Below are 19,777 nucleotides of genomic sequence, written 5' to 3'. Positions count from 1 at the left end.
GCCTTCGGATATCGCTTGCGCACCGAGGCTACGACTTTCGCGGCGAACCGCTCTTTCCCCTGACAGGCCGACTCCCAGTCTTCATCTTCACTTACATTCATATTTCCACCTTAAAAGTGAAAGTCAAGATAAAAGTGAAACGATTGGCCGCAGATCGTCTATCCACGTGACCAAGGGATCGCCGGGTGTCTCGTGGGATCGATTGTGTGATCGTCGAACCATAAACGACTTGTGACCGCAATCGTGACCGGAGACGGCGTGGTTGTAGTTGTCTTCGATCCAGACACCGCGCTCGAGGATACCGAGCCACTTCTTTTTGCTTTCGCCGAGCGGCAGGCAAATCACCTGTTCGAAGATGTCGCCGAATATCAGATCGAGGTTGAGCTTCCGCCTGGCGACGATGAGGGGGTTGTCCGAGCAACTGGTCAACACTGTCAGCCTGTGGCCCATCTCCTTGAGCGCTGTGACGTTCTCTACGGCATGCGGGCATGCTTCGAGATACTGGAACTGGGAGCTGTGATTGAAGCCGACGACTATCTCGCGCGACGCTGCCGGCGTCAGGCCGAGCCATCCGCTCATGTCCCACGAGTCCGGCAAACCTTCGATGGGACGGTTCTCGACGGCCGAAACGAAGCGTCTGAATGCGCCGAGCCAGTCTAAGAGCACGTCATCGCAATCGAGGATGATATGGAGATTCCGGTTCTGGCGATGGAAATCAATCATGCCTGCAACTCCAGTTGACGACGAAGCTGGCGGAAGCCGACGAAATTGCCGTGTTCCCACGGATGGTCCCATTCTCTGATCTGAACATTTCCGCCGCGATCATCAGCCTGCAGTTCGAGCAACTCGACGATCCACTGACGAGCAAGGCCGGTCTTCTGCTGGATGTCCTTCTCCGTCCATCCGAGATCGATGAGACGCTTGAATACGCGCGCCTGTTCGATGGGTGTCAGCGGCTTGCCAGAATTGCGAACGATCTGGCTGAAAACACGATCAGCCTCGCTCGAATAGCGATCTTCCGTCTGCACCGGTACGCTCTTAATCTCGGCTCCGAGATGCTCGATCGCGTACATCGTCGCGCCGTGCCGACGGTGGCCGTCGGAGATGAACGCCTTGCCATCCTCCGTGTAAACGGTAAGCGGCTGTTTGACGCCGACCTGCGAGATGGATTCCGCCAGTGCCAAATCATCCGGGTCCTCCGGATTGAAATTGACGGTGCGGCAGTTCCAGTCGACCTTCACATGCAGGTCGCGCGGGTCCATGCGATAGATGTCGGAGCGGCCGACGGCGAGCGATTTGATGACGCCTTGGTTAGATGCAGCGGTCATGCGATTTTCCTCACACGAGCAGGTCGTCGAGATCGACCAGCTTTGATTTGACAGGTGGAGAGTCGATCAGGTCATCCAGGTCGACTATTTGTTTGGGGGAGGGAGGCGTGGTTGCAATCCGCCATGTGGCACCGAAATGCCTGACGCCCCGAGCATCCTCGACGAGCACGTTAGTTTCGCCGTAGTGCTTGATAACGGCGCCATCGACCGGCTCCAGTCCGTAGGCGTTCAGATAAGTCACCTTCGTGCCGACGGGCCAAAGTGTGTTGGGGCGATTTTCGGCTGCCATCACAGGATCCCCATGAGTAAAAGGATGCGCAGTGTTGAAAGCAGCAGGAACCAAGCGGCAATGCCGAGGACGGAGCAAGTGAGAACCAACCTCATCGCGCGTACCTCGATTGCTGGTTTGCACGTAAACTGGTCGCCTCGACTAAACAGCGAATGCTACCGTCGACGAAACGTTCGAGAAGCTCGCCGCGGAAAGCGGATAGAGGTGTACCAGGTGCAAGTTCGTCTCGCATCGGAACGGCGGTTTCATGTATCCATTCGCGGTAAGCGGGGCTTCGATTGGAGCGACCGGCGATGTCTCGTGCGCTGCGAGCGATGTCGGCTTCGGTCATCATACATCACCGCCTTCAGCGATTCGGACCATCTGCCGGCCCATATCGGTCAAACGATACCCGGACCCGCACACCTCACCTTCGTCAGTCATCAGGCCGCGCACATGTTCGGTGATGCCTTTTCGTGCCAATGCTCGGGTGATGTTCCGAGCGGTCTCATCGTTATGAATGCCAGATTCGATGGATATCCAGTTGAAGGTGACAGCGAAGTCGGGGTCGAGAGGATAGAGTGCCGTGACAATGTCCCGCTGGCGCTTTGACAGGGAAGCGAGTTCCGGTACAGACTCCATGTTGCGAAGCAACTCAGGCAAACCTTCGGCGAGCCTGCCGGCTTCGTGGCGAAGGATCATGCAAAGGGCTTCAAGCTCGCAAAGCTGGAACTCACCGGACAGCCACGCTCTGCCACCCTTGCTCGTGCTGCGACCTTCGTCGGCGCCGTTCGCACGATCGTTCCAAACTTCATAGGCTTGGGAGATGGTGACCTTTTTCATCACGCGCTCCCCGCGACGCCGAGATTACTCAGGCGCTCGGCCCGCATGGTCTTTGTGAATTCGGAGAGACCTACAGCTTCGAGTTCCTCGATCGTTGCCCAGTCGGCGGCAGCATCAACTTCCACAAAGCGATACTCAGAAGGATCATTGTTCGATTCCCAGGTTGCGATGTGTTCACGAGCAAGATCAATGTCAGAAATTACTGTCGCGTGATCTTGTCCTGCGCAGTCAAGCTGGCTGAAAAAGCCGAGCCCGAGACAATGGCCGAGATATATTCCGGCCTCTGGATGTACGATGACGACGCCCTTCATCACGTTTCCCCCTGATCAAACAGATGAAATACGAGAGCGCCGTTCCGCAGAAGAAGTGTCGAAATGAAGCGGGCGCCTGCTGGTGCTGGCTGTCCGGTTCCCACGACGTGTATAGTGCGACGGGTTTTGGGATGACCCGGATCGCATCGATACCAAATCGCAATCTGTCCAGGGTACTGAACGGCGGCGCTGAGGATCTCCGAGTGAACCGGGCAATCGATTTCTACACAGTCGCTAACATCTTCGAAATTAATCGTGGTTTTGTGGACGGTAACCATTTTCGATGTCTCCTAAACTGAATTGCACGATAAAAGTGAAATTAAAGCTCGTCAACAGAAATTCTCACTAAAAGTGAAATTCTACGCGTTCGAACTGAGCTTCCGGGGCCGTTTTACAGGGCAGGCGTCCAGCCTCTCGAACTGGGTATTCCTGCCGAGTCCGTTTTTAGGATCGGCAATGAACTTCAACATGATGTTCTTGGCAGCATAGGCGCTCGGCGCCGAGACCTCGAACGTCTTCCGACTACGGCCGACTGCAAACCAGAACTGTTTCTGTGGGCTCATTTGAGGCAACTCTTGACTGTCACATTCAACGTGAACAAAATAAGAACATGAAACATCGTCGCGGCATCAACCTGGTTCCGGATTCCTTTCGGGTGATCTATGAAGGGACGGTGAGTCGCGACCTTTATCCGACGCTCACAGCATATCCGGAGTGGTATGTGTTCGGCGGCCGGTGCTCCCGATGCGAACGGGAAGGGTGGATTGATCGCCGGGAGTTGGTTCGGCGCTTCGGTAACAACGTGTTCCTCAACCAGTTGCGTCCGAAGCTGCGCTGCATGAAGTGCGGGAATAAGGGCAACAACAACTGGATCATTGGGAAGCTGGCGAGGGATTAGTCAACGGCTGGCGACACGGGCCATTAACTCGGGCAAGATGATGTGCCACATCGTGGCGTCGTAGACCGGTTCACCCGGTGCGAATTGCATCGGCGCCATGTGTGACATGTAGAATTTCGCGGTCGCAACCAGGTTCTCGTCTGACAGCGCGCGCATCTCACCTCGTTTCCTGCGTGACCAGTCCTCGTATTGTTGCGCTCGCGCCTGCGCTTCCGGCGTCAGTTTAAAGGTCATCGAGTTTCTTCCGTTCAAATGCGTCTGCCAGCAGAGAGCCTGCGAAATAAGGCCAAACGAGTGATTTCCAGAAACCGTGTTTACCTGCGAAGCCCTGCGCGATGCTGGTATAAATGAAGCAGAGGGTGAAGGAGGTCATCGGCAGGTTCCCCGTAAAACAGACTCCTCGAGAGCGCCGGCTGCGCGGCGGAAATGCCCGCACGCGGTGACGCATTGATGGTCGTCATCCCAAGACGCAGGGATATCGGAAACGACCGCTGCCAACGGTCTCAATGCTTCCCGAAGCAGTTCCACTTCCGCAACTAGATCAGAATGCTCGTAGCATTTTTGCATCGATCGCAGGTCGCCGCCGAACTGAGCATGTGCTTTTAGGACATCAGGATGGAACTTCATTTCCCGCTCCTGATGTTTGTGTGTTTGTGGAGGATGCGGGCAGGAATCTCCTCGTGATGTGCTGTTTCCACGTATTGTATCGGACCATCGATTTTATAGACGGTGCCGTAAGACGCAGACTTGTCGCCTTCAATTTCCTTTGTCCTGAGGCAATAGGACAAGATTCTGTATCCGAGGAAACCTGCCAACAGGCCGAGCGGAAACAAAATCTGATTTAAAATCTCGCTCATATCTAGCCCTCCTGCTTTGCGGGTGCTGCGGGGAGAGGCAGCCAGTGTGTTGGCTCGCCTATCCTTTGAACTACCCATTCAGGCCTACGACTAAAATCGTGAGATTCTGGCAGGTCATTGCCGTGGTCCCAATATCCAATTTGGACCTCGGAAAATGGATCAGGTGATATCTCATCACCTACCCAGACCGTCCAAAGAATGACAGGTGTGCCATCCTTCGGCGCGGTCTCAATCGGCTGCCACCCCGCCACGTCCTGCACCTGTGCGGAGAGGGCGGTGCGGGCGGTGCGTATGGCTTCCCCATAATGCTTTACGCCATCAGCAGGTGTGTCGCCGTCCGGGCAAACAAGAAGCTCAAGAAAATACCGGTTTTTGCCATGAGCGTTGTCCGGCAGTTCTGCAAAAGGCAGAAGCGCTTTTCGCAGTTTCTCGTTCTCGCGCTGCAAGCTTTCGAGGGTGGAGGTAAGCGCGGCCGATGGAGCTTTGTCGAAATGAGCCACGAGAGCCATTCCGGCTTTCGTGATCCGCGCTGTCGATGTTTCCATGAAGCTGTCGTGCCTGACGCTGATGAAACCAAGCTTGGCCGCAAGGTTGAACGTGTCATCCTCGTAGTCTGTGCAAAAGGCGTTGATCCAGTTCCACTTATCGTCTTCAGCATTCGTGGTGCCGGTGGACTTTGCTAGGATATGAAGGAACCACCATAGGCGTTCCACGCGTTCTGGCGTCACGCCTTCCAGCGCCTTCTTGATCTCTTCCAATGCGGTCATTGCACGCTCCGCTTCCAAAGGACGTTGCCTTCCAGGTCTTCGATGCTGACGACGTGGTCGTTCAGCCTGCCGTGGTCCTCAGGCTTGCATTTGTTGCTCGGCTGGATCGGATAGAACCCGCACGCAACCGTTCTCATTATCCAGACAGTTGGGAGGAACGAGGCGAGAGGCTCAAAGCGACCGTCCTCAAATTCCTCACGTGGTCGAACCCACAGGGAGCCGTCATCAACGCTGCGGTAGATGGCAACTTCACTCATGTCGATCGAGACATCGTGGCCGTCAGCTCGGAGGACGAACCACTTCTCGGCCTGCATCTTGCCGACACCAATCAACACGTATTCCGTGCCGCGCTTCTTGTGGCGATGTGTTGCAGGCAGCGGCTGCACCGTTACCGTCTTTGCACTGTGCTTCAACACCAGCTCAACGATGTCATTCCTGTCGACATCATAGCGCTCGCCGTCAAACCAGCCTGCCAGCAGATCATCAACGTCTTTCGAAATTTCGTCTCTGTTTGTCATAGTCCACCATAAATCCTGATTTGAAATTCTTGCTGCTCTCGATCGACCACGCTGGCGCCCAAAAGCCGCCCTCCGCCTTCACGAGCACCTTCTTCGGGATCCAGACCTCGTGGCCGTAATACTGAAAAAGGTACGCGCGATGCGTCTCGTTGAGACACGGCCCGAGACCGCGATACCCCCGTGGCACTTCGTCGAGTTCCTTCGCTTTGACTTGCTTGTCGGGGATCATTTCAACCTCCGCGAACCTGTTGGGAAACCGGCATCTCTGACCTGCCGGAAACCAAAAGGGTTCATTTCGCCATCCAGCGCTCGAAGCGCCGGTCGACGTAGAAGAGGACGCTGCTCCAGCAGAATCCGAGGATCAGATCGGGAAGATTGTTGAGGATGGCGATGACCACGGTCAGCTCCCGAAGTTGGAGACGATCCCGCCGCGCGCCTTCATGACCGAGCGGATGAATGTCTTCAGTTCGACCTGGTCAGCGACAGCGTCCTTGTTGACGTAGACCTTCGCCAGCCATGTCAGCGTCGACTTATCGGAGAACCAACCCTGCAGGTTCTTCTTGTAGGTCTTGCTCGGGATTTCAGCGTAGGCGTAGAGCGGCTTGCCCTGCGGATCGACAGCATCGTCGAAGTCCCGGTCGTTGACGCCGACCAGTGACAGGCTCTCGCCGTAGAACTCGTCAGCCGATCGAACCAGCGTGTTGCCGAGCGCGGCCGGCACCAACATGCAGGTCGTCTGCTCGTTGCTCACCGAGGATAGTGCAATATCACCGGACTCGTCAGTCTGACGGACCGGAGCATAATCAGCGTCTTCCGAAATGAAGTTCTGCCAGATGAGCCAAGCGCCCGACCCACGTTCGCCGAGTGCAATCGAATACTTCTTCGGGTCGCTCTCGAGGTCGCCGATGTCGTCGACTCCTGAGTTCTTGCCGCAGAGCGCGTGCAGATATTCACGGTGAAGATCGGCGACGGGTACGAACTTGGCAGCATTGGCCGGCTCGGTGCGCTTGAGATAGGCCAGTCCGTCAGGCTGACCAACGAACGCATCGCATTTACCCTGAAGGCTGAGCTGGATGTTGCCCCAGGTGCCGCCCGTGTCTTTGACAACGTCAACGGTCAGGCCTGCTCCTTTCGCTTCTGCGCGGATCATTTCACCTGCTGCGGCGTAGGGCTGGTCGGCGGCACCTGTGCAAAGTGTGAGAGCCGCAGCGGGACTGGTGAACATGCAAGCGAGCGCGAGCGCCGCTCCGATGAAAAGCTTCTTCATGTTGTCTCCTGTTGGGTTGAATTGTCGGTTGGAAGTCATCGTATGCTCCGCACCGGTCTGAGGTTGCGGCCGGTCGCCCCGCGCTTGGCGGGATAGCTGCGGATTGCATGACGAACGGTGGTGTGGTCACGACTGCCGAGGTAGGCGCCGATCTCGACAAGGCTCGACGTGGTTCTGCGGACCATCCAGTAGCAGCAGGCCTGCCGCACGAGGACGACGTGCCTTTGCATGCGGTCGCTCGTTATGAGGTCGGCAGAAAGCCCTGTACGCCTGCAGAACAGTGCGAGGATGCGTTCCTTCGTCGTCATCAGGCGCGTAGGCTCGACGACGGGTGCGGGCAACTTCGGTTTCGCGGCTATGTTGACGACCTTGGGTGCGCCGTAGATGCGCCGACGGACATCGGCATAGCGCGCCAGCAGCTCCTCGGCTGTTTTTGGTTCATGGCTCATAGCAGCCCCATGATCGAGGCAGCCGAGGCGACGGAGAGGGTGAGGAGTAAAGTCACCGTGCTTTCGATCACCGCGTTGATGCGATCTGCTGCGCCCCGATGACGGTCGAAACAGGCGGTTGCATGTTCGAGAAGTAACTTTGCGTCGCGGACATCGCGTTTCAGGCTCATCACTGATCCCTCTCGAAACGGCCGCTGAGCACGCCAAAGAGGAATGCGGTCAGAGCGCCGGTTGCGAATGCGTAAAGAAGCATGCTCATTTCGAATTCCTCGTAAAAAGTGAAAGTCAGGACGCTGTTACTCTGACAAAGCCGGTGGGTTGGTTAGGATGATGCCATCTTGGCGAGATGCTGCTGACGCGCGATGTCGTCATAGATCACGTAGCCGATGCCTTCGTGCCAATCGCAAAGCGGGTTGAGGTCGCTACCAAGCCCGAGCCATTCGTCTGCGCTGATCTGGCGGAAAGGACCGCTATTGACGTGTTCCCGCATGAACTGTGTTGAGGCATTGGCCTGCGCTTTGAAAATGCGACGGTGCGCGTCAACCAAAGCCATTTCCTGCTCGGAGAACATTGGCTGCGAGACGTCCGCGCCGATCAGTGAATTGAGGCTGCAGTTCAAGGCGTCACACAGGGCTAGAATGAGCCACAACGTGGGGTTCTTGGACTTGCGGCGTTCCAGCGCCCAGACATGAGCCTTGGACGATCCGCAGCGCTCTGCGACCTGTTCAAGCGATAAGCCAAGCTCGTGACGGCGAACCGAAATGTACGTCGCCATGTGTGATGTGATGGATGGATGCCGATCAGCGCGTTCGCTCATCTTCTTCTCCCGCTGTGCTGTGGTTACTTGGTGGGGGTGGAAAGGCGGTCTAGCGTCCAGCGTGCCAGCGCTCTCCACTGGTCTTTCTCGCTGTCTGGCATGTATGGCCATGCCGCGCCGTCTTCGTACCCCACGGCCGACTGGCAGAACTTTTCAGCCATTTGTTCAGCCAGTTCACTGGCGGCGACGTCCCGCCTCAGCGAGCGACGCTTATTCCAATCGTCGGATTTGGAAACGAGTTCACAAGCCTTCGCTTTTGAAATTCGTTTCTTAGTGTCGCGAACGCGAAGGTAGAATTGCAAGTAAGGAGGCGTCTCGCGGTATCTGCCGACAACCGTCGCATCGACATATCCTTCACCGACGAATGCTGAGTTCACTATGGATTCCCATGTAGCTTCCTCAAATTCCTCAAAGGCGGACTTCTCGCTCATGTTCCCTGTCCCTTGTCTGAAGCCCTATGCGCCTCACGTCTCGATTGAATTTCACGTTTAATGAGTAATATTGCACGTTAGCACAGGAAGTCAATCGAGAAGTGAAAATAATTGATATTTCTCCGAGGTGGTCACCATGCGAGGTAACGGGGCAAAGTTTGGTTGATGTTGCGCAGTCTGCCGCGTTTTCAAGAGGGACGGCATGAGGTACAAGACACTGACAGCAAACGATCGACGTGCAATTAATTGCAAACATTTGCAACTGTTGGCGGCGCAAGCCTGACGCAATTTAAAATCGCCATAATCCCTAACTAGAAGGGATTATCGACCGTAGGCAACGATAATTAATTGTCGTTAATGTGTGGCAGAAACCGCTCAAATCAATTGAAGTTGACGCAATCGTCATTATGTTGATTGACAAAGGAGTGATAGGACGCAAGAACACACGTACACGTAGTGCTACTACGAAAACTGCCTACAAACGTTTACCAAGAATAAACGTGAGAATAATAAAACAGACACAACTGAACGTGGAACGAGACCGTCGCGATGACGTTTACTCCCACTTAGTTCAGTACAACGGAGGTGACAATGTCACGAGTTCAGGCCGTAGTATGCGAGACGCACGTCGGACAAGACGAGCACAAAACCGTCGTAATGGCGTACGAGTCATCCACCGCAATGGACGTAGTGTCCAACATCACAGATTACAACGACGTAGTTACCCAGGAAGATATCGACTTCCTGCACGCGCATGCCGCGAAGCACTTCGGCACGCCGAAGTTCGTCAAGTCGAGCGAAGCTGCTTGGTGATCGGTGCCGCGTGTCTGCTGATAAATTCTATGATCTAGACACGCAACCGCATCCACAACCACTGGATATAGTCTGGTGTAATTTCCCGGAACGTGAGAATCCAAAAAGGCCGGGCCCAAAATCCCGGCCCGCGCTCGTTAGGCGCTGGATAGAGTCTGACCAAGGTCTCATTTACGTCGAGGTTGCTTACGGCACCACGCGCGAGAACCCTTTGTCCGCGCCGTACGATCTGCACATTCAAAATTCAGGCGAAATCGATAAGTGCGGCCTCCTCCGACACACGTGTTTCATACTTGACCGAATGGCGATATTACCGTGGGCGCCAGAGTACTTCTGCGTGCGCGAGGATGATGGCGCGGGTCCTATCGTCGGTCGCTTAACGGAAGATCGCATCGAGCGATTGAAGTATCTCACGAAAGTTCGTGCCGCATCTGCATATTGATTTTTCTCCGAGGGGGAGGGATGGAGATGATGAGATTTCTCCGAGGTGCACTTAGTGTCGCACTTCTCGCAGCTCCCGGTGCTGCGTTGGCGTTTGGAAACGACGATCGATGGGAATCCGGATGGGGCATGGGGGTGGCCGAGGCAGTTATTACTCGTGGCGCCGGCAATCAGATATACGTGACGTGCGATGAGGGGGCTGACAGGAATGCTACCGCAATCTCCTTTACACTTGCCGGCGACAGCTCGAAAGACAGTTCTGTCCAGCTAACGTTTGATGGCGAGCCGCCCGAGGATTACTCCTTGTGGGACGGGCGGATCAAGTCGGACTGCCGGGCGTGTGCGGCGACTTACGATACTGTCATCAAGAAGCTGAAAACTCACAGCTCCGTGCATGTGAAATTCAAAAACGGCGATGCCGCGAAATTTTCGCTGAACGGATCATCAAAGGCGATCGGCCAATGCGTCGCCGATTTTTATCGATAGAGCGCGGGGTAGGTATGATGAGATTTCTCCGAGGGGTCTTGCTGGCGACTGTTGTTTCCACTTCTGCATGGGCGGCGGAGCCATTCTCGGCATCAGATTTTTCGCCCATGGTCAAATTTTCGGTGGACGGTCCCGCTCACGACCCTGCCTTCCTCTCAAAGATGGCGAACATTCTCGTGAAGTATGGGGCCACCGAGGACGACGCATATGCGACCATTAAAACACTTCTTCCTTTTGATCCGGCAGATATGAGCAACCTCGTACTTGCCTCAGGCCTGCTAAGTGCAATGGAACGAACCTCCACGAGAACGGCGTCGCGCCGTGTTGCGAAAGCGTTTTCCGGTGACGTGGATGGCGTGAGGGCGTTGGATGACGAACTGAATTTCTTGACGGCCGACCAGTACACCGAAATGAAAAAACTGGAAGACGCCGGCGCGATACAAGGCGCAAAAAGGTTGACCCTAGGTCTCCTGGTGAAGAGACTGGAAACAGCTTTCGAGTGATATGTAGATTTCTCCTAGGTGCAGATTTCTCCGAGGGCGTTTTAACGTAGTCGGATACAGGTGGTGTAGAGCGACCGGTTTTTCGCGACGAAATCCGCCATGATATGTGATAACATAACATATGAAATAAAAATTTCACGATAGAGTTGAAATTTATTTTCTTAGATGATAGGGCTTGTAATATGCGCCGATTTGCGCTTCCCTAATCGTGCCGTGACGGAGTCGCGGTGCGGGTTGAGAGCCGCCAAATTGGAGCGCACAAGCGCCTTAGAGAACCGTCTACGGGCGCTTTTTCTATGGTCGGGCGCAATGGGAAGCCGTGAGGCTTGCCGGTACTCCAATTCCGGTCTCTCAACCCGTTGACGCCCGGCCACCACGATTGAGAGCGTGGAACCGGGTTCACCTCAATTGGAGAACCTTGAAATGTTAAGCACTCTTATTCCTACAGTTTCGTTGATCGAATTCGATGATGAACCGCGTATTCGCGATATCGAACTTGCCGAAAGGCTCGATTTCAAACGACCGGCAGATATCCGGGAAATAATTGCCCGCAACCGTGACGAATTAGAAACCTACGGCGGTTTTCCGTGCCGTACGGAAAACCCCGGAACACAAGGTGGTCGCCCCGGCAAAGCTTATTATCTCAACGAAGGGCAGGCGCTTGTTATTTGTGCACTGTCCCGCACGCCGAAGGCCGCGCAAGTCCGCAAGCTCTTGATTGACGTGTTCATGGCGTATCGGCAGGGCAAACTCGTTCACGTCAAAGAGCATCGCCGCTCATTGCCGCAAAGGCGACGGAATCAAATTCAGTTCTCATTCGAAGAAAATCTTGAATCTGTTTACGCCAGCACGGACCATGAAAGCCTCATTGCCGGGCTGATGACGCGGCTGCAAAATCTGGAAATAGCGGCCTTTGGCGAACCTCAGAACGCACGGCAGATTGTGCCCACGGGTCGCATCAGGGGCTACTAATGGAGACGCGCCTATTGCGAGTCGGCGACGTGTCGAAAGTCACCACGTTATCCCGCGCCGAGATTTACCGTCGCATTCGTGCGGGAACCTTTCCCAAACAAACCCGCATCTCGTGGCGGTTTGCAGTCTGGAAAAGCAGCGACATTGAGAAATGGATTGCTGAAACCACGGACCAATCAAAATAGACTAAGCCCGGCCTTTGAAGCCGGGCTTTTCTTTAACTCATAGCGTTCGTTAGCGCCGCAAGCCCATACAACACAATGCCAATCGACACGGGCATGAAATACCATTTTCCGCGCAAGCGTTCCCATAGACCTGGATCCGGCTCATACGTCGCTTCGCTCGATACCGTCGCCACGGTTGCAGGCTGAACGGCAGGCCGCGCCACGCCGACGCTGTGCAGCGGCTTGGAGCCGCGCGACACTGCAACCTTGCAAGCCGGCATAGGAGCGCCGGCAGCATTCGGAACAGACACAATCGCTTGCCCAGTTCCAAGTCCTGCAATGTCGGCAGCCGTGATATTGCCCGGCATGGTGTCCGCCGCCGCCTTCAAGGCCTTTTGGTGGACAGGAGTCGCGCCGCGCAAAGCGTGCTGAATCCGCGTCGCCAATTGCCCGCTAATGACGTGCGGCAGGTCAGACGGCGCTTGCGTCACATAAATCAGGCCGACTCCCTTGGATCGAATAAGCCGCGTGATTTGCTCGATACGTTGCACAATGGCCGGGCTTGCGCCGTCGAAAACCAAATGTGCCTCATCTATCAAGACCATGAGTCCAGGTGTGCCAGCGTCGCCAATTTCACCGAGTCCACGGTAAAGCGAATCCAGCACATGCGCGACAAATGCGCCGTAGAGGCCGGGCAGGTGGGTTAGTTCTGAGGCCGCATAGACAGTTATGCTTTTCGTGTCCCTTGGATCGTGCCGCGCACTGCCGAAAGCCCATGCCGCGCCGCGCTCGAGACGCAACATAGCGCGTTGAACGGCAGCAACGGAAACAGGCGATATGAGGCCATAGGAATCGGAAAGGTTCGCCCGCGTGGCGTCGTTCAAGAGCTGGCGCAAGTCCTGCAGCGTGGCGACGGCGCGGCCGGTATCTTCGGCCCATGCAAGAGCAATGGTCAATGCGCCCGCTTGCGCTTCCGACAGGTTCAAGGCGCGTGCAATCAAGTCCGCCCCCAAATCATCGATGCGCATTTGCGGGCAAATCAAAGAGGAGCCTAGCGACTCCAAGTCGCCTTTTGCATCCAGCACCAAAACCGGACACGGGCAGCGTTCCGCGATCGCTCCTAGCGTCGTGGTTTTACCCGTGCCCGTCGCGCCGAAAATGCCGACATGGCGCGACAGATACCGATATGGAATCTGTGCGTCTGGTCCGATAGGGAGGGTATAAGTCATGCTGTTACCTCTTCAAAGCGAAAGGCGGCAAACCGCGAAAGTCCGGTATCCTCGAGCCAGCCGTTTCGAACCTTTCTAAGCCAATAAGTTTCACCGGCTTTGAGGTAGGGTGCGGCGGTCGCATTTATGCAAACGTACTGTTTCCAGCCTTTACCCTTTGGTTTTTCTGTCATGGCGCGACTCCCGTGTGAAGTTAGGAATGGCGCGCCGCTGGAACGCGCCTAACCAAACGTCACTGTGCTTTATCGCAAGCCGCCTGCACGCCTTGGACGCTCATGCATTCGATGGTTTCTCCGCCTTTGTGCAGCTCAACCCAATTACCTTTGAGACTGACGACAAAGCCGAATGCGCGGGCATAATCGCTTGCCCATCTCTGGAAACTATTCATGGCTATTTCCTCTTAAAACGTGAAACGTCAGTCGCGACGAATGCGAATGATTTTGGTATTCACCTTTGCCGTGGCGAACGTATCCGACGGCAAAGTTTCCATGGTTTCCGCGTCTGGATGACTGAACGTCACGGGTACAAGCGCAACCAGGGTCGCGGGTTCAGAGTGTCCATTTCTGCCCATAAGTGAGACAGCCGCGGCGATGTGCTTTCGCACTTGGCTGAATGGCGGGTTCATGATGATGCGCGGGAATTCGACCTTTCCGCGCGCATCCGCCGTATATTCGAGAAAGCAGCGGTTAATGACAGGGCCTAACCGGCGCAATTCGTTCGCCAGTTTTATGTGACGTTCGACCATGGTCAGCTCACAGTCACTGTGACCGGCCGCAAGCAAGGCGCGCACAAGTTGCCCGGTTCCCGCGCTTGGCTCCAATGTCAGATAGTCGCCTCGCGGGCCAAGGTATTCGACCATGCGCGCCGCCACGTCGTCGGGCGTAATGTGGCATTCGGTGGCCGCGTCAACGGCGACGGGTTCGGGAATGGTGCCGGGCTTGATTTCTGCAAAATCCGTCCGCTGTTGAACCGGAACAAACATAGGTTTTGCAGGGCGGGAATAGATAGAAGGCCGCGCCATTACACGGACTCCTTCGGCTGCATTTCAGTATAGCTTTCCGGGCGGGCATGCTCTTTCGAATCCGTCAGAAATACCGCAACCCACGGGCGGGAATAGCCGGGCCCTTCGTGGAACGGGTTAGGGCAGATTTTGAAACGATATTCCCCACAAATCGACGTGCGCGTGCCCCTGCATTCAGAACTGATTTTGCCGTATTGTGCCTTTGTCATTTCGACCTGTTGGAATTCCCGCAATTCCTTCCCGTTCCACCCGGCATAGCAATAGAATTTCGGTGCCCGGAAATTGAGAATAGGCGGCAGGGCGTCTTTCTTCGCTGGCACTTCGTAACCAACGGAATGCATAAGGTCGCGCCATTCGTCTGCCGACATCTCGAGCGAAACGCCATCCGCCAAATGAAGCGGCAAAGCAACTTTACTTTCGAGTTGGAAGGCGTCGCCGTCGACCTTCGTTGCTTGCGGCTTGTGGGCGCCGTGTTCACGGGCGAACGCCTGAATGATGACGGGCGTAATGGGGCCTTCAAAGCGTTGCACGGACCCTAACAATTCGCGCTCATAGCTCAAGCGGTTCAGAATATGTTCGATCCAGCGACGGCGCTTGGCACTGTTAACGACGCGTTCCGCGCCCGCGATGCAGGCGGCGCGGGCTTCCTGCATGCTCCAGCCCTTTTCACGAATGGTGCTATGAAGGCTGTACGGAGCAAGCGAACCGGTTTCGAGCACGCCCATATCGATGGCGGTTCGAATTTTTTCATCTTCGGTGATTTTCGCCCACACCTTCAAGCACAGATTTGCATGGTTGATGTCGCGCTGCAGGTCGCGCAATTCGGCCAGCAACGTTTTGATGCGGTTCGCCCGGACTCGCGGGTCATTTTTCATGTTGGCGTAATGCTCAACACCCGACGCACGATAGAGCCAGTAATTGGCAGCCTTGGACGCCTTAACCGCGTTCGTCATAGCGGAGTGCATCCGCTCTTGCGTCTTCCGGGCCTTCCGTTCGGAATGGTGCCCGACAAGGATAGGCTGCCCCATATAGAAAGCTTCGGAAAGCTCATTCGCAGCGGCCTGAAAAGCGTTTGCCTGTTGCGCCCGCTTGTGCGCGATACCGTCCAGCCGGTCCGCCTTAAGTTGTGCGCGTTCGGCAAGCGTCATCTCTTCGGGCTCGATTTCGCCCGCTAGTTCAAGCGCCAAATCTTCCCGGTCAGGCGTCCATTTTGGCGCAACGAAAAGCTCCTGTTTCGGAGCCCACGAAAAACCGGCAGCCTTTACGCGTGCATAGGTTTCCGCATCAAGACGGGTGGAAGCGTAAAGACGCAACTTGTTATCTTCGGGGCTATACGTGGCGGAAATGGTCATATCTCGAATTCCTCTTAAAACGTGAAAGTTAGCGCAAACGAAGGCTCTTGCCGTTTACAAATCTTCAATGCGGTAGAGGCGATGCGACAGGCGCCGTCGCAACTCTTTTGGGCATTGATTTAGCATTGTAAGGATGCGCTGGCCGTTTAGATTGGTAGCAACCCGAGACGCCGACCTTTGCCAGTCATCGGAATATTTGCGCCCGACCCCATAGCCGGGCAGATGGCGGTTGATGCGTTCGGTAATCCCGTCCCGAAACTCGCGGCGGATATCAGCGCCGGTAACAGGCCACCACGTGGTAAGGCCATGCTTGAACGTCTGCGCAGGGCTGGCGATGGCCTGCCGAACTCCCTGCACATAGGTTAATAACGATATCCGTTTAGACGTGGCCTTCAATTCGATATATTTCATAGTCGAATTCCTCTTTTAAGTTGAAAACGTGGTTACAGAAAAAGCGGTGCTATGAGCTGGCCAAACTGGAGACCTGCTAACAGGACTGCGGGCAGGGTGAGCGGTAATAAAAGCGGGTGGATCATGCCTTTCTTGAATCTCGTATGAGTTCCGCAGCCTCTGGACGCGTCATCCATGTCGAGTTGAGTCGGCATGCTTTGGGGAAGAATTTTGGTCGGCGCAATTTGTTGACGCCTATTTCACCAGCAACAACAGAATAAAAGCGCCAGCCGTCTTGATACTTAATCTTCGCGACCTTCAAAGTCATTCGGGTACGTCTCCGTTTCGATAATTCCAATCTAAACGTGAAATATGCGAAGCGCAAGAGACATTCACATTAAAAGTGAAAGTTAGTCTGTTCGGCCTGGTTCACGGCTGCCGGATACAATGAGGGCCATTGCTGCCCGCCTTCCTGCTTACATCCTCGACGATACATGTTGCTGCGTCTCAATGCGTCTGTTGCGCTGGCGTCACTGTCTCTGTGCGTCTCAGCGTTACTGCAGCGGAGCAGCGTGTCTCAATGCGTCTCGATAAGGTGCAAATGGGCTGTATCGCATCATGTGATAGGATCGATTATCGCTAAATGATCAATTAAAACAATGACATAGTGGCTTTGGGTCCTTCCTGGGGGTGGCGCCGAGGGGGCGGGAGGCACCGACCGCGATTCACGCGCAATTTGAAAATTTCGGCAACGAAACGACTTTTGAGGCGTAATGTTGTAACGTTCAGGCGAGAAAATGGGATAAAATCGATCGGTGAAGCGGCTGATACAGTTGGATTTAGACTGTATCGGGCAACTGTATCGGAAATTTCCCTTTAAAATCAATGGTTGATACAGTGAGTCAGTTGATACAGTAGGATTCTATATAGTTGTTTATAGAGAGGTATAATCAGTGCGGAGCACGAACCAGTGGTAAAAGCAAAAAGGGGTAAATAAGGAAAAGATATAGGAATCCGTATGTATTGACTGTATCAACTGTATCAGACGAGATAACATACTGATTTTTAATGCGTATTTGCGATACAGTTGCCCGATACAGTTGCCTTAGCCCCTACTGTATCGGTCGTTTAAGGATGCGATACAGCGCATTTGCCGAGGAAATAGGATACAGCGCATCTCAGCAAAAACCCCGCCGTAGCGGGGTCAAATGCGATAAAATCGAAGTTCGATCCTAATCAATTTCGTCGGGTCGCGTATAAACGCGGCATTTTCCGTATTTTTTATTGATCTCGAGACCTGTCACCATTCCCTTTGATCTGTCCCAACCTACGATCTGCATCGCGCGGCCGATCTTGATCGTTTCGGTATGAGGAACGGAACCGTCGCGTCCCATCATCTCTCGCCATATCTGGGCGATGCAGGTATCTTCGCGGTAGATCTTTGGCAGATCGTCGTCCAGGTCTTCGAATTCGGCCCCTAGCGGAGTGTCCAGCCAGGCGGCAATTTCGCCAGCCAGTGTCTCTTCGGAAGTCTCGACACGACGGCTTTCCTGCATCTCGTGGGCTATCTGAGCAGCTTCGTCCTGCATGTAGAGCGGTAGGGTCGGCAGATAGGCGTATTGCTTCATCATCTGCTGATAAATCGATACCGCTTCCGCCCAAATCTGCATGACGTTGGCGCGGAATTTCAGGTTGTCGATCTGCTTGTCACCGGGGAGGTTGCAGACAATCGGCCAGAAACGCCGGCCACCGGTCTGGTCTCGCAGGTATTCGCGGTCGTTGGTTGAACCGATGAAGATGCACTGGCGGCCGAACTCTTTCGCGCGCTTCTCCCACGCCAGGCGGGCTTTATCGTGCGTGCGGCTGACGAACGCCTTCAGGTCGTTGACCTCTGACCGCTGCATGGCTGAAAGCTCGCCCAATTCGAGGATCCATTTGCCCTGCATCACCTCGATCATCTGCTTCGGATCACCGACATCACCTGTCAGTTCACCATACCATTGGAGCCCGAGGACCTCGATGAAGGTGGATTTACCCTTGCCCTGGACACCTTCAAGAATCGGGACGAAATCGAACTTGTGGCCGGGCTGAAATATGCGGGCAACGGCGCCGACGAGAGTGAGGAGGGCAGCCTGTCGGTTATAGGTGTTGTCCTCGCACCCGAGATAATCGATGAACATAGTTTCCGCGCGCGGCACACCGTCCCAGGTAACAGACGTGATCACTTCTTTGACCGGATGGAATGAGCGCTTATGGGCTGCCATATCGATCGCACCACGTAAATCGCGGTCGGAGACCTTGATGCCGTAGCCTTGAAGCTGTGTTTTGGTCTCGATCAGCGATCGGATGGCGATATCGTGGCTGTCGGTCCAGTTGTCACCGTTAAGCTCGTCTTTCACCTTCCAGATCGAACTGTCCAGATTGACCGGCTCGTAGGCCGCATCGCGTTTCTTTTTCGCGCGCTTCGGCGAAGCCCGGAGCACCACTTCCTGTGAAAACTCGTTAAAATGGGCGATACCGCGGACGCGTAGGTCGTTCTCGACAATCAGATTGATGTTCGGAAGAGTGGTTTTTAACTCGCCTTCTTCATTGCGATGGAAGCGCTGCATCCAGTTGGGGTCGATCTCGTCGACAATCTCCGCTTTCGCGGGAACTGGGGAGGGCGCGTCGCCTAAGAGGTCGGACAGATCAACGGCAGGCTTGTCAAAGTCAGTTTCGATGTCGAGATCGAGATCCTGTGACATGCGGTTGCTGTTGGCGGCCTGGATTAGCGTGCGGAAGGTGACCGGGTGCGGTTTGCCCTTGAAGGAATTCCACCTGACCTCGGAATATTTGCGGTCGAACTTGGCCGATTGCTCTGACCAGTCACACCAGGCCTCGAACCCTTCATCTTCGCCACGGAACTGGTGATGGAAGGCCATGCCGACGGTGAGCCAGTAGTCGCGATCCTCGACCCAGTCTTCGGGAAGGTCGTCGAGGATGGCTTGAATTTCCTCATCGTCGATGTCGAGCGGGTCGGCGCGGACAATCGCGAACAGGTCGTCGTCATCAGGTTCCGCTGCAACAGCGCGCGCGCCGCTGATCTTCGCGACCATAAGCTCGGTGAAATCCAGATCGAGCGGGCGTTCCCATCGATACGGTTTCCCGGTGTCAGGGTGAATGGAAGGGGGGATAGCGACTTGGGTGCCGGTGCCCTTGAGGTCGATTTCCCAGTCGTTCTTCTTTACGTCGCGACCCTTCTTCGGATCGAACACCATCTCGAAACCGTCGGACTTGTGCAGCTTTTTGCTGGCGAGCGCCTCGGTCGAGAGGAAATAGATGTGACGGCTTTCGCCTCCTGATCCTGAGATGACCCGTGGCAGGGATTTAGCTGCCGGCATCATTTCGACCAGCGCTACCCATGCCTCACTCGCTTTTTCAGGCTTGCGAATGTCCAGGTCGATGACATGCAGATACAACCCGTCAATCCGAGACGGTTCGCCGGTTCTAAGACCTACGTTGTTGCCCTGACGGTAGCTGTTTCGAAGCTGCTCGGCCGAGTAGCGCGGTGCGGAGGACCAGTGATCTTCGATCGGCATCTTGTCGCGAGGTCGCAGCCAATGCAGCGCGGCGCCCGCTTCGATGAGAGCGAGGTTTTCGGTGAGCATGGATT

32 protein-coding genes are annotated in these 19,777 nt (G+C 55.1%); 6 read left to right on the top strand and 26 right to left on the bottom strand.

What is annotated here, in order from left to right; translation table 11 throughout:
* Positions 1-123: 123 nt before the first annotated feature.
* From V6S97_RS06360 to V6S97_RS29170, 6 genes are all read right to left on the bottom strand, one after another.
* Positions 124-723, bottom strand: a complete 600-nt coding sequence (locus V6S97_RS06360; protein WP_334426350.1) for a hypothetical protein — start codon at positions 721-723, stop codon at positions 124-126.
* The gene (locus V6S97_RS06355) at positions 720-1,328 is read right to left on the bottom strand and encodes a ParB/RepB/Spo0J family partition protein (protein WP_334426348.1); all 609 of its coding nucleotides are present in this window, start codon (positions 1,326-1,328) and stop codon (positions 720-722) included. The genes V6S97_RS06360 and V6S97_RS06355 overlap by 4 nt, the downstream gene beginning before the upstream one ends.
* 10 nt (positions 1,329-1,338) lie before the next feature.
* Positions 1,339-1,617 (bottom strand): hypothetical protein, encoded by a 279-nt coding sequence (locus V6S97_RS06350; protein ID WP_334426347.1) that lies wholly within the window; start codon positions 1,615-1,617, stop codon positions 1,339-1,341.
* 330 nt (positions 1,618-1,947) lie between these two features.
* Entirely contained in the window at positions 1,948-2,439 is a 492-nt protein-coding gene (locus V6S97_RS06345) for a hypothetical protein (RefSeq protein WP_334426345.1), read from the bottom strand.
* Positions 2,439-2,750 (bottom strand): hypothetical protein, encoded by a 312-nt coding sequence (locus tag V6S97_RS06340; protein WP_334426343.1) that lies wholly within the window; start codon positions 2,748-2,750, stop codon positions 2,439-2,441. The genes V6S97_RS06345 and V6S97_RS06340 overlap by 1 nt, the downstream gene beginning before the upstream one ends.
* On the bottom strand, positions 2,750-3,028 hold the full coding sequence (locus V6S97_RS29170; protein WP_442886012.1) for a DUF7352 domain-containing protein: 279 nt from the start codon (positions 3,026-3,028) through the stop codon (positions 2,750-2,752). Before V6S97_RS29170 ends, V6S97_RS06340 begins: the two co-directional genes overlap by 1 nt.
* 332 nt (positions 3,029-3,360) lie before the next feature.
* On the opposite strand from V6S97_RS29170, the gene V6S97_RS06335 reads away from it, so the two are divergent.
* Positions 3,361-3,648, top strand: coding sequence for a hypothetical protein (locus tag V6S97_RS06335; protein ID WP_187772362.1), 288 nt, complete (start codon positions 3,361-3,363; stop codon positions 3,646-3,648).
* Here the strand turns inward: V6S97_RS06335 and V6S97_RS06330 are convergent, their stop codons facing one another.
* The 12 genes from V6S97_RS06330 to V6S97_RS06275 all read right to left on the bottom strand — a co-directional run bounded on the left by V6S97_RS06330 (position 3,649) and on the right by V6S97_RS06275 (position 8,754).
* Positions 3,649-3,882 (bottom strand): hypothetical protein, encoded by a 234-nt coding sequence (locus tag V6S97_RS06330; protein ID WP_334426342.1) that lies wholly within the window; start codon positions 3,880-3,882, stop codon positions 3,649-3,651.
* Positions 3,872-4,021, bottom strand: a complete 150-nt coding sequence (locus tag V6S97_RS06325) for a hypothetical protein (RefSeq protein WP_334426341.1) — start codon at positions 4,019-4,021, stop codon at positions 3,872-3,874. Before V6S97_RS06325 ends, V6S97_RS06330 begins: the two co-directional genes overlap by 11 nt.
* Positions 4,018-4,275 (bottom strand): hypothetical protein, encoded by a 258-nt coding sequence (locus V6S97_RS06320; protein ID WP_334426340.1) that lies wholly within the window; start codon positions 4,273-4,275, stop codon positions 4,018-4,020. The genes V6S97_RS06325 and V6S97_RS06320 overlap by 4 nt, the downstream gene beginning before the upstream one ends.
* Positions 4,272-4,505 (bottom strand): hypothetical protein, encoded by a 234-nt coding sequence (locus V6S97_RS06315; RefSeq protein ID WP_334426339.1) that lies wholly within the window; start codon positions 4,503-4,505, stop codon positions 4,272-4,274. Before V6S97_RS06315 ends, V6S97_RS06320 begins: the two co-directional genes overlap by 4 nt.
* Positions 4,506-4,507: 2 nt before the next feature.
* Positions 4,508-5,272, bottom strand: a complete 765-nt coding sequence (locus V6S97_RS06310; RefSeq protein ID WP_334426338.1) for a hypothetical protein — start codon at positions 5,270-5,272, stop codon at positions 4,508-4,510.
* A complete protein-coding gene (locus tag V6S97_RS06305; RefSeq protein ID WP_334426337.1) occupies positions 5,269-5,790 on the bottom strand; it encodes a hypothetical protein in 522 nt (173 codons plus the stop codon). The genes V6S97_RS06310 and V6S97_RS06305 overlap by 4 nt, the downstream gene beginning before the upstream one ends.
* The gene (locus V6S97_RS06300; protein ID WP_334426336.1) at positions 5,756-6,019 is read right to left on the bottom strand and encodes a hypothetical protein; all 264 of its coding nucleotides are present in this window, start codon (positions 6,017-6,019) and stop codon (positions 5,756-5,758) included. The genes V6S97_RS06305 and V6S97_RS06300 overlap by 35 nt, the downstream gene beginning before the upstream one ends.
* 171 nt (positions 6,020-6,190) lie before the next feature.
* Entirely contained in the window at positions 6,191-7,057 is an 867-nt protein-coding gene (locus V6S97_RS06295; RefSeq protein WP_334426334.1) for a TAXI family TRAP transporter solute-binding subunit, read from the bottom strand.
* Positions 7,058-7,092: 35 nt separating this feature from the next.
* Positions 7,093-7,506, bottom strand: coding sequence for a helix-turn-helix domain-containing protein (locus V6S97_RS06290; RefSeq protein WP_334426333.1), 414 nt, complete (start codon positions 7,504-7,506; stop codon positions 7,093-7,095).
* Positions 7,503-7,676: a hypothetical protein gene (locus tag V6S97_RS06285; protein ID WP_334426332.1), complete on the bottom strand. Its 174-nt coding sequence runs from the start codon at positions 7,674-7,676 to the stop codon at positions 7,503-7,505. Before V6S97_RS06285 ends, V6S97_RS06290 begins: the two co-directional genes overlap by 4 nt.
* Before the next feature lie 152 nt (positions 7,677-7,828).
* Positions 7,829-8,323: a helix-turn-helix domain-containing protein gene (locus V6S97_RS06280; protein ID WP_334426330.1), complete on the bottom strand. Its 495-nt coding sequence runs from the start codon at positions 8,321-8,323 to the stop codon at positions 7,829-7,831.
* 23 nt (positions 8,324-8,346) lie between these two features.
* A complete protein-coding gene (locus V6S97_RS06275; protein ID WP_334426329.1) occupies positions 8,347-8,754 on the bottom strand; it encodes a hypothetical protein in 408 nt (135 codons plus the stop codon).
* A 591-nt stretch (positions 8,755-9,345) separates the two neighbouring features.
* Here V6S97_RS06275 and V6S97_RS06270 point away from each other — a divergent pair.
* The 5 genes from V6S97_RS06270 (at position 9,346) to V6S97_RS06250 (ending at position 12,154) form a co-directional block, all read left to right on the top strand.
* Positions 9,346-9,567, top strand: coding sequence for a hypothetical protein (locus V6S97_RS06270; RefSeq protein WP_334426328.1), 222 nt, complete (start codon positions 9,346-9,348; stop codon positions 9,565-9,567).
* Positions 9,568-10,035: 468 nt separating this feature from the next.
* Complete coding sequence (locus tag V6S97_RS06265; RefSeq protein ID WP_334426326.1) at positions 10,036-10,494, top strand: hypothetical protein; 459 nt, start codon at positions 10,036-10,038, stop codon at positions 10,492-10,494.
* A gap of 38 nt (positions 10,495-10,532) precedes the next feature.
* Positions 10,533-10,997 carry a hypothetical protein gene (locus V6S97_RS06260; RefSeq protein ID WP_334426325.1) on the top strand — a complete coding sequence of 155 codons (465 nt, stop codon included), beginning with the start codon at positions 10,533-10,535 and terminating at the stop codon, positions 10,995-10,997.
* A gap of 423 nt (positions 10,998-11,420) precedes the next feature.
* Positions 11,421-11,969 (top strand): hypothetical protein, encoded by a 549-nt coding sequence (locus tag V6S97_RS06255; protein WP_334426324.1) that lies wholly within the window; start codon positions 11,421-11,423, stop codon positions 11,967-11,969.
* Positions 11,969-12,154 carry a helix-turn-helix transcriptional regulator gene (locus V6S97_RS06250; protein WP_334426322.1) on the top strand — a complete coding sequence of 62 codons (186 nt, stop codon included), beginning with the start codon at positions 11,969-11,971 and terminating at the stop codon, positions 12,152-12,154. Before V6S97_RS06255 ends, V6S97_RS06250 begins: the two co-directional genes overlap by 1 nt.
* A gap of 32 nt (positions 12,155-12,186) precedes the next feature.
* On the opposite strand, the gene V6S97_RS06245 is transcribed toward V6S97_RS06250, so the two are convergent.
* The 8 genes from V6S97_RS06245 to V6S97_RS06210 form a co-directional block, all read right to left on the bottom strand.
* Positions 12,187-13,362: a helicase HerA-like domain-containing protein gene (locus tag V6S97_RS06245; protein ID WP_334426321.1), complete on the bottom strand. Its 1,176-nt coding sequence runs from the start codon at positions 13,360-13,362 to the stop codon at positions 12,187-12,189.
* The gene (locus V6S97_RS06240) at positions 13,359-13,535 is read right to left on the bottom strand and encodes a hypothetical protein (protein WP_334426320.1); all 177 of its coding nucleotides are present in this window, start codon (positions 13,533-13,535) and stop codon (positions 13,359-13,361) included. The genes V6S97_RS06245 and V6S97_RS06240 overlap by 4 nt, the downstream gene beginning before the upstream one ends.
* 59 nt (positions 13,536-13,594) lie before the next feature.
* A complete protein-coding gene (locus V6S97_RS06235) occupies positions 13,595-13,750 on the bottom strand; it encodes a hypothetical protein (RefSeq protein ID WP_334426318.1) in 156 nt (51 codons plus the stop codon).
* A 27-nt stretch (positions 13,751-13,777) separates the two neighbouring features.
* Positions 13,778-14,383, bottom strand: coding sequence for a methyltransferase type 11 (locus tag V6S97_RS06230; RefSeq protein ID WP_334426317.1), 606 nt, complete (start codon positions 14,381-14,383; stop codon positions 13,778-13,780).
* Positions 14,383-15,735, bottom strand: coding sequence for a DUF3560 domain-containing protein (locus tag V6S97_RS06225; protein WP_334426316.1), 1,353 nt, complete (start codon positions 15,733-15,735; stop codon positions 14,383-14,385). The genes V6S97_RS06230 and V6S97_RS06225 overlap by 1 nt, the downstream gene beginning before the upstream one ends.
* A 54-nt stretch (positions 15,736-15,789) precedes the next feature.
* Complete coding sequence (locus V6S97_RS06220) at positions 15,790-16,146, bottom strand: hypothetical protein (RefSeq protein WP_334426315.1); 357 nt, start codon at positions 16,144-16,146, stop codon at positions 15,790-15,792.
* Between the two features lie 121 nt (positions 16,147-16,267).
* Positions 16,268-16,453 (bottom strand): hypothetical protein, encoded by a 186-nt coding sequence (locus V6S97_RS06215; protein ID WP_334426313.1) that lies wholly within the window; start codon positions 16,451-16,453, stop codon positions 16,268-16,270.
* Positions 16,454-17,357: 904 nt separating this feature from the next.
* Positions 17,358-19,772 (bottom strand): VapE domain-containing protein, encoded by a 2,415-nt coding sequence (locus V6S97_RS06210; protein ID WP_334426312.1) that lies wholly within the window; start codon positions 19,770-19,772, stop codon positions 17,358-17,360.
* Positions 19,773-19,777: the final 5 nt, after the last annotated feature.

Origin of the sequence: Agrobacterium sp. CCNWLW155, from assembly GCF_036888815.1 — a bacterium.
Classification (GTDB): Bacteria; Pseudomonadota; Alphaproteobacteria; order Rhizobiales; family Rhizobiaceae; genus Agrobacterium; species Agrobacterium radiobacter.
This window is presented reverse-complemented; position numbering and strand designations above follow the sequence as displayed.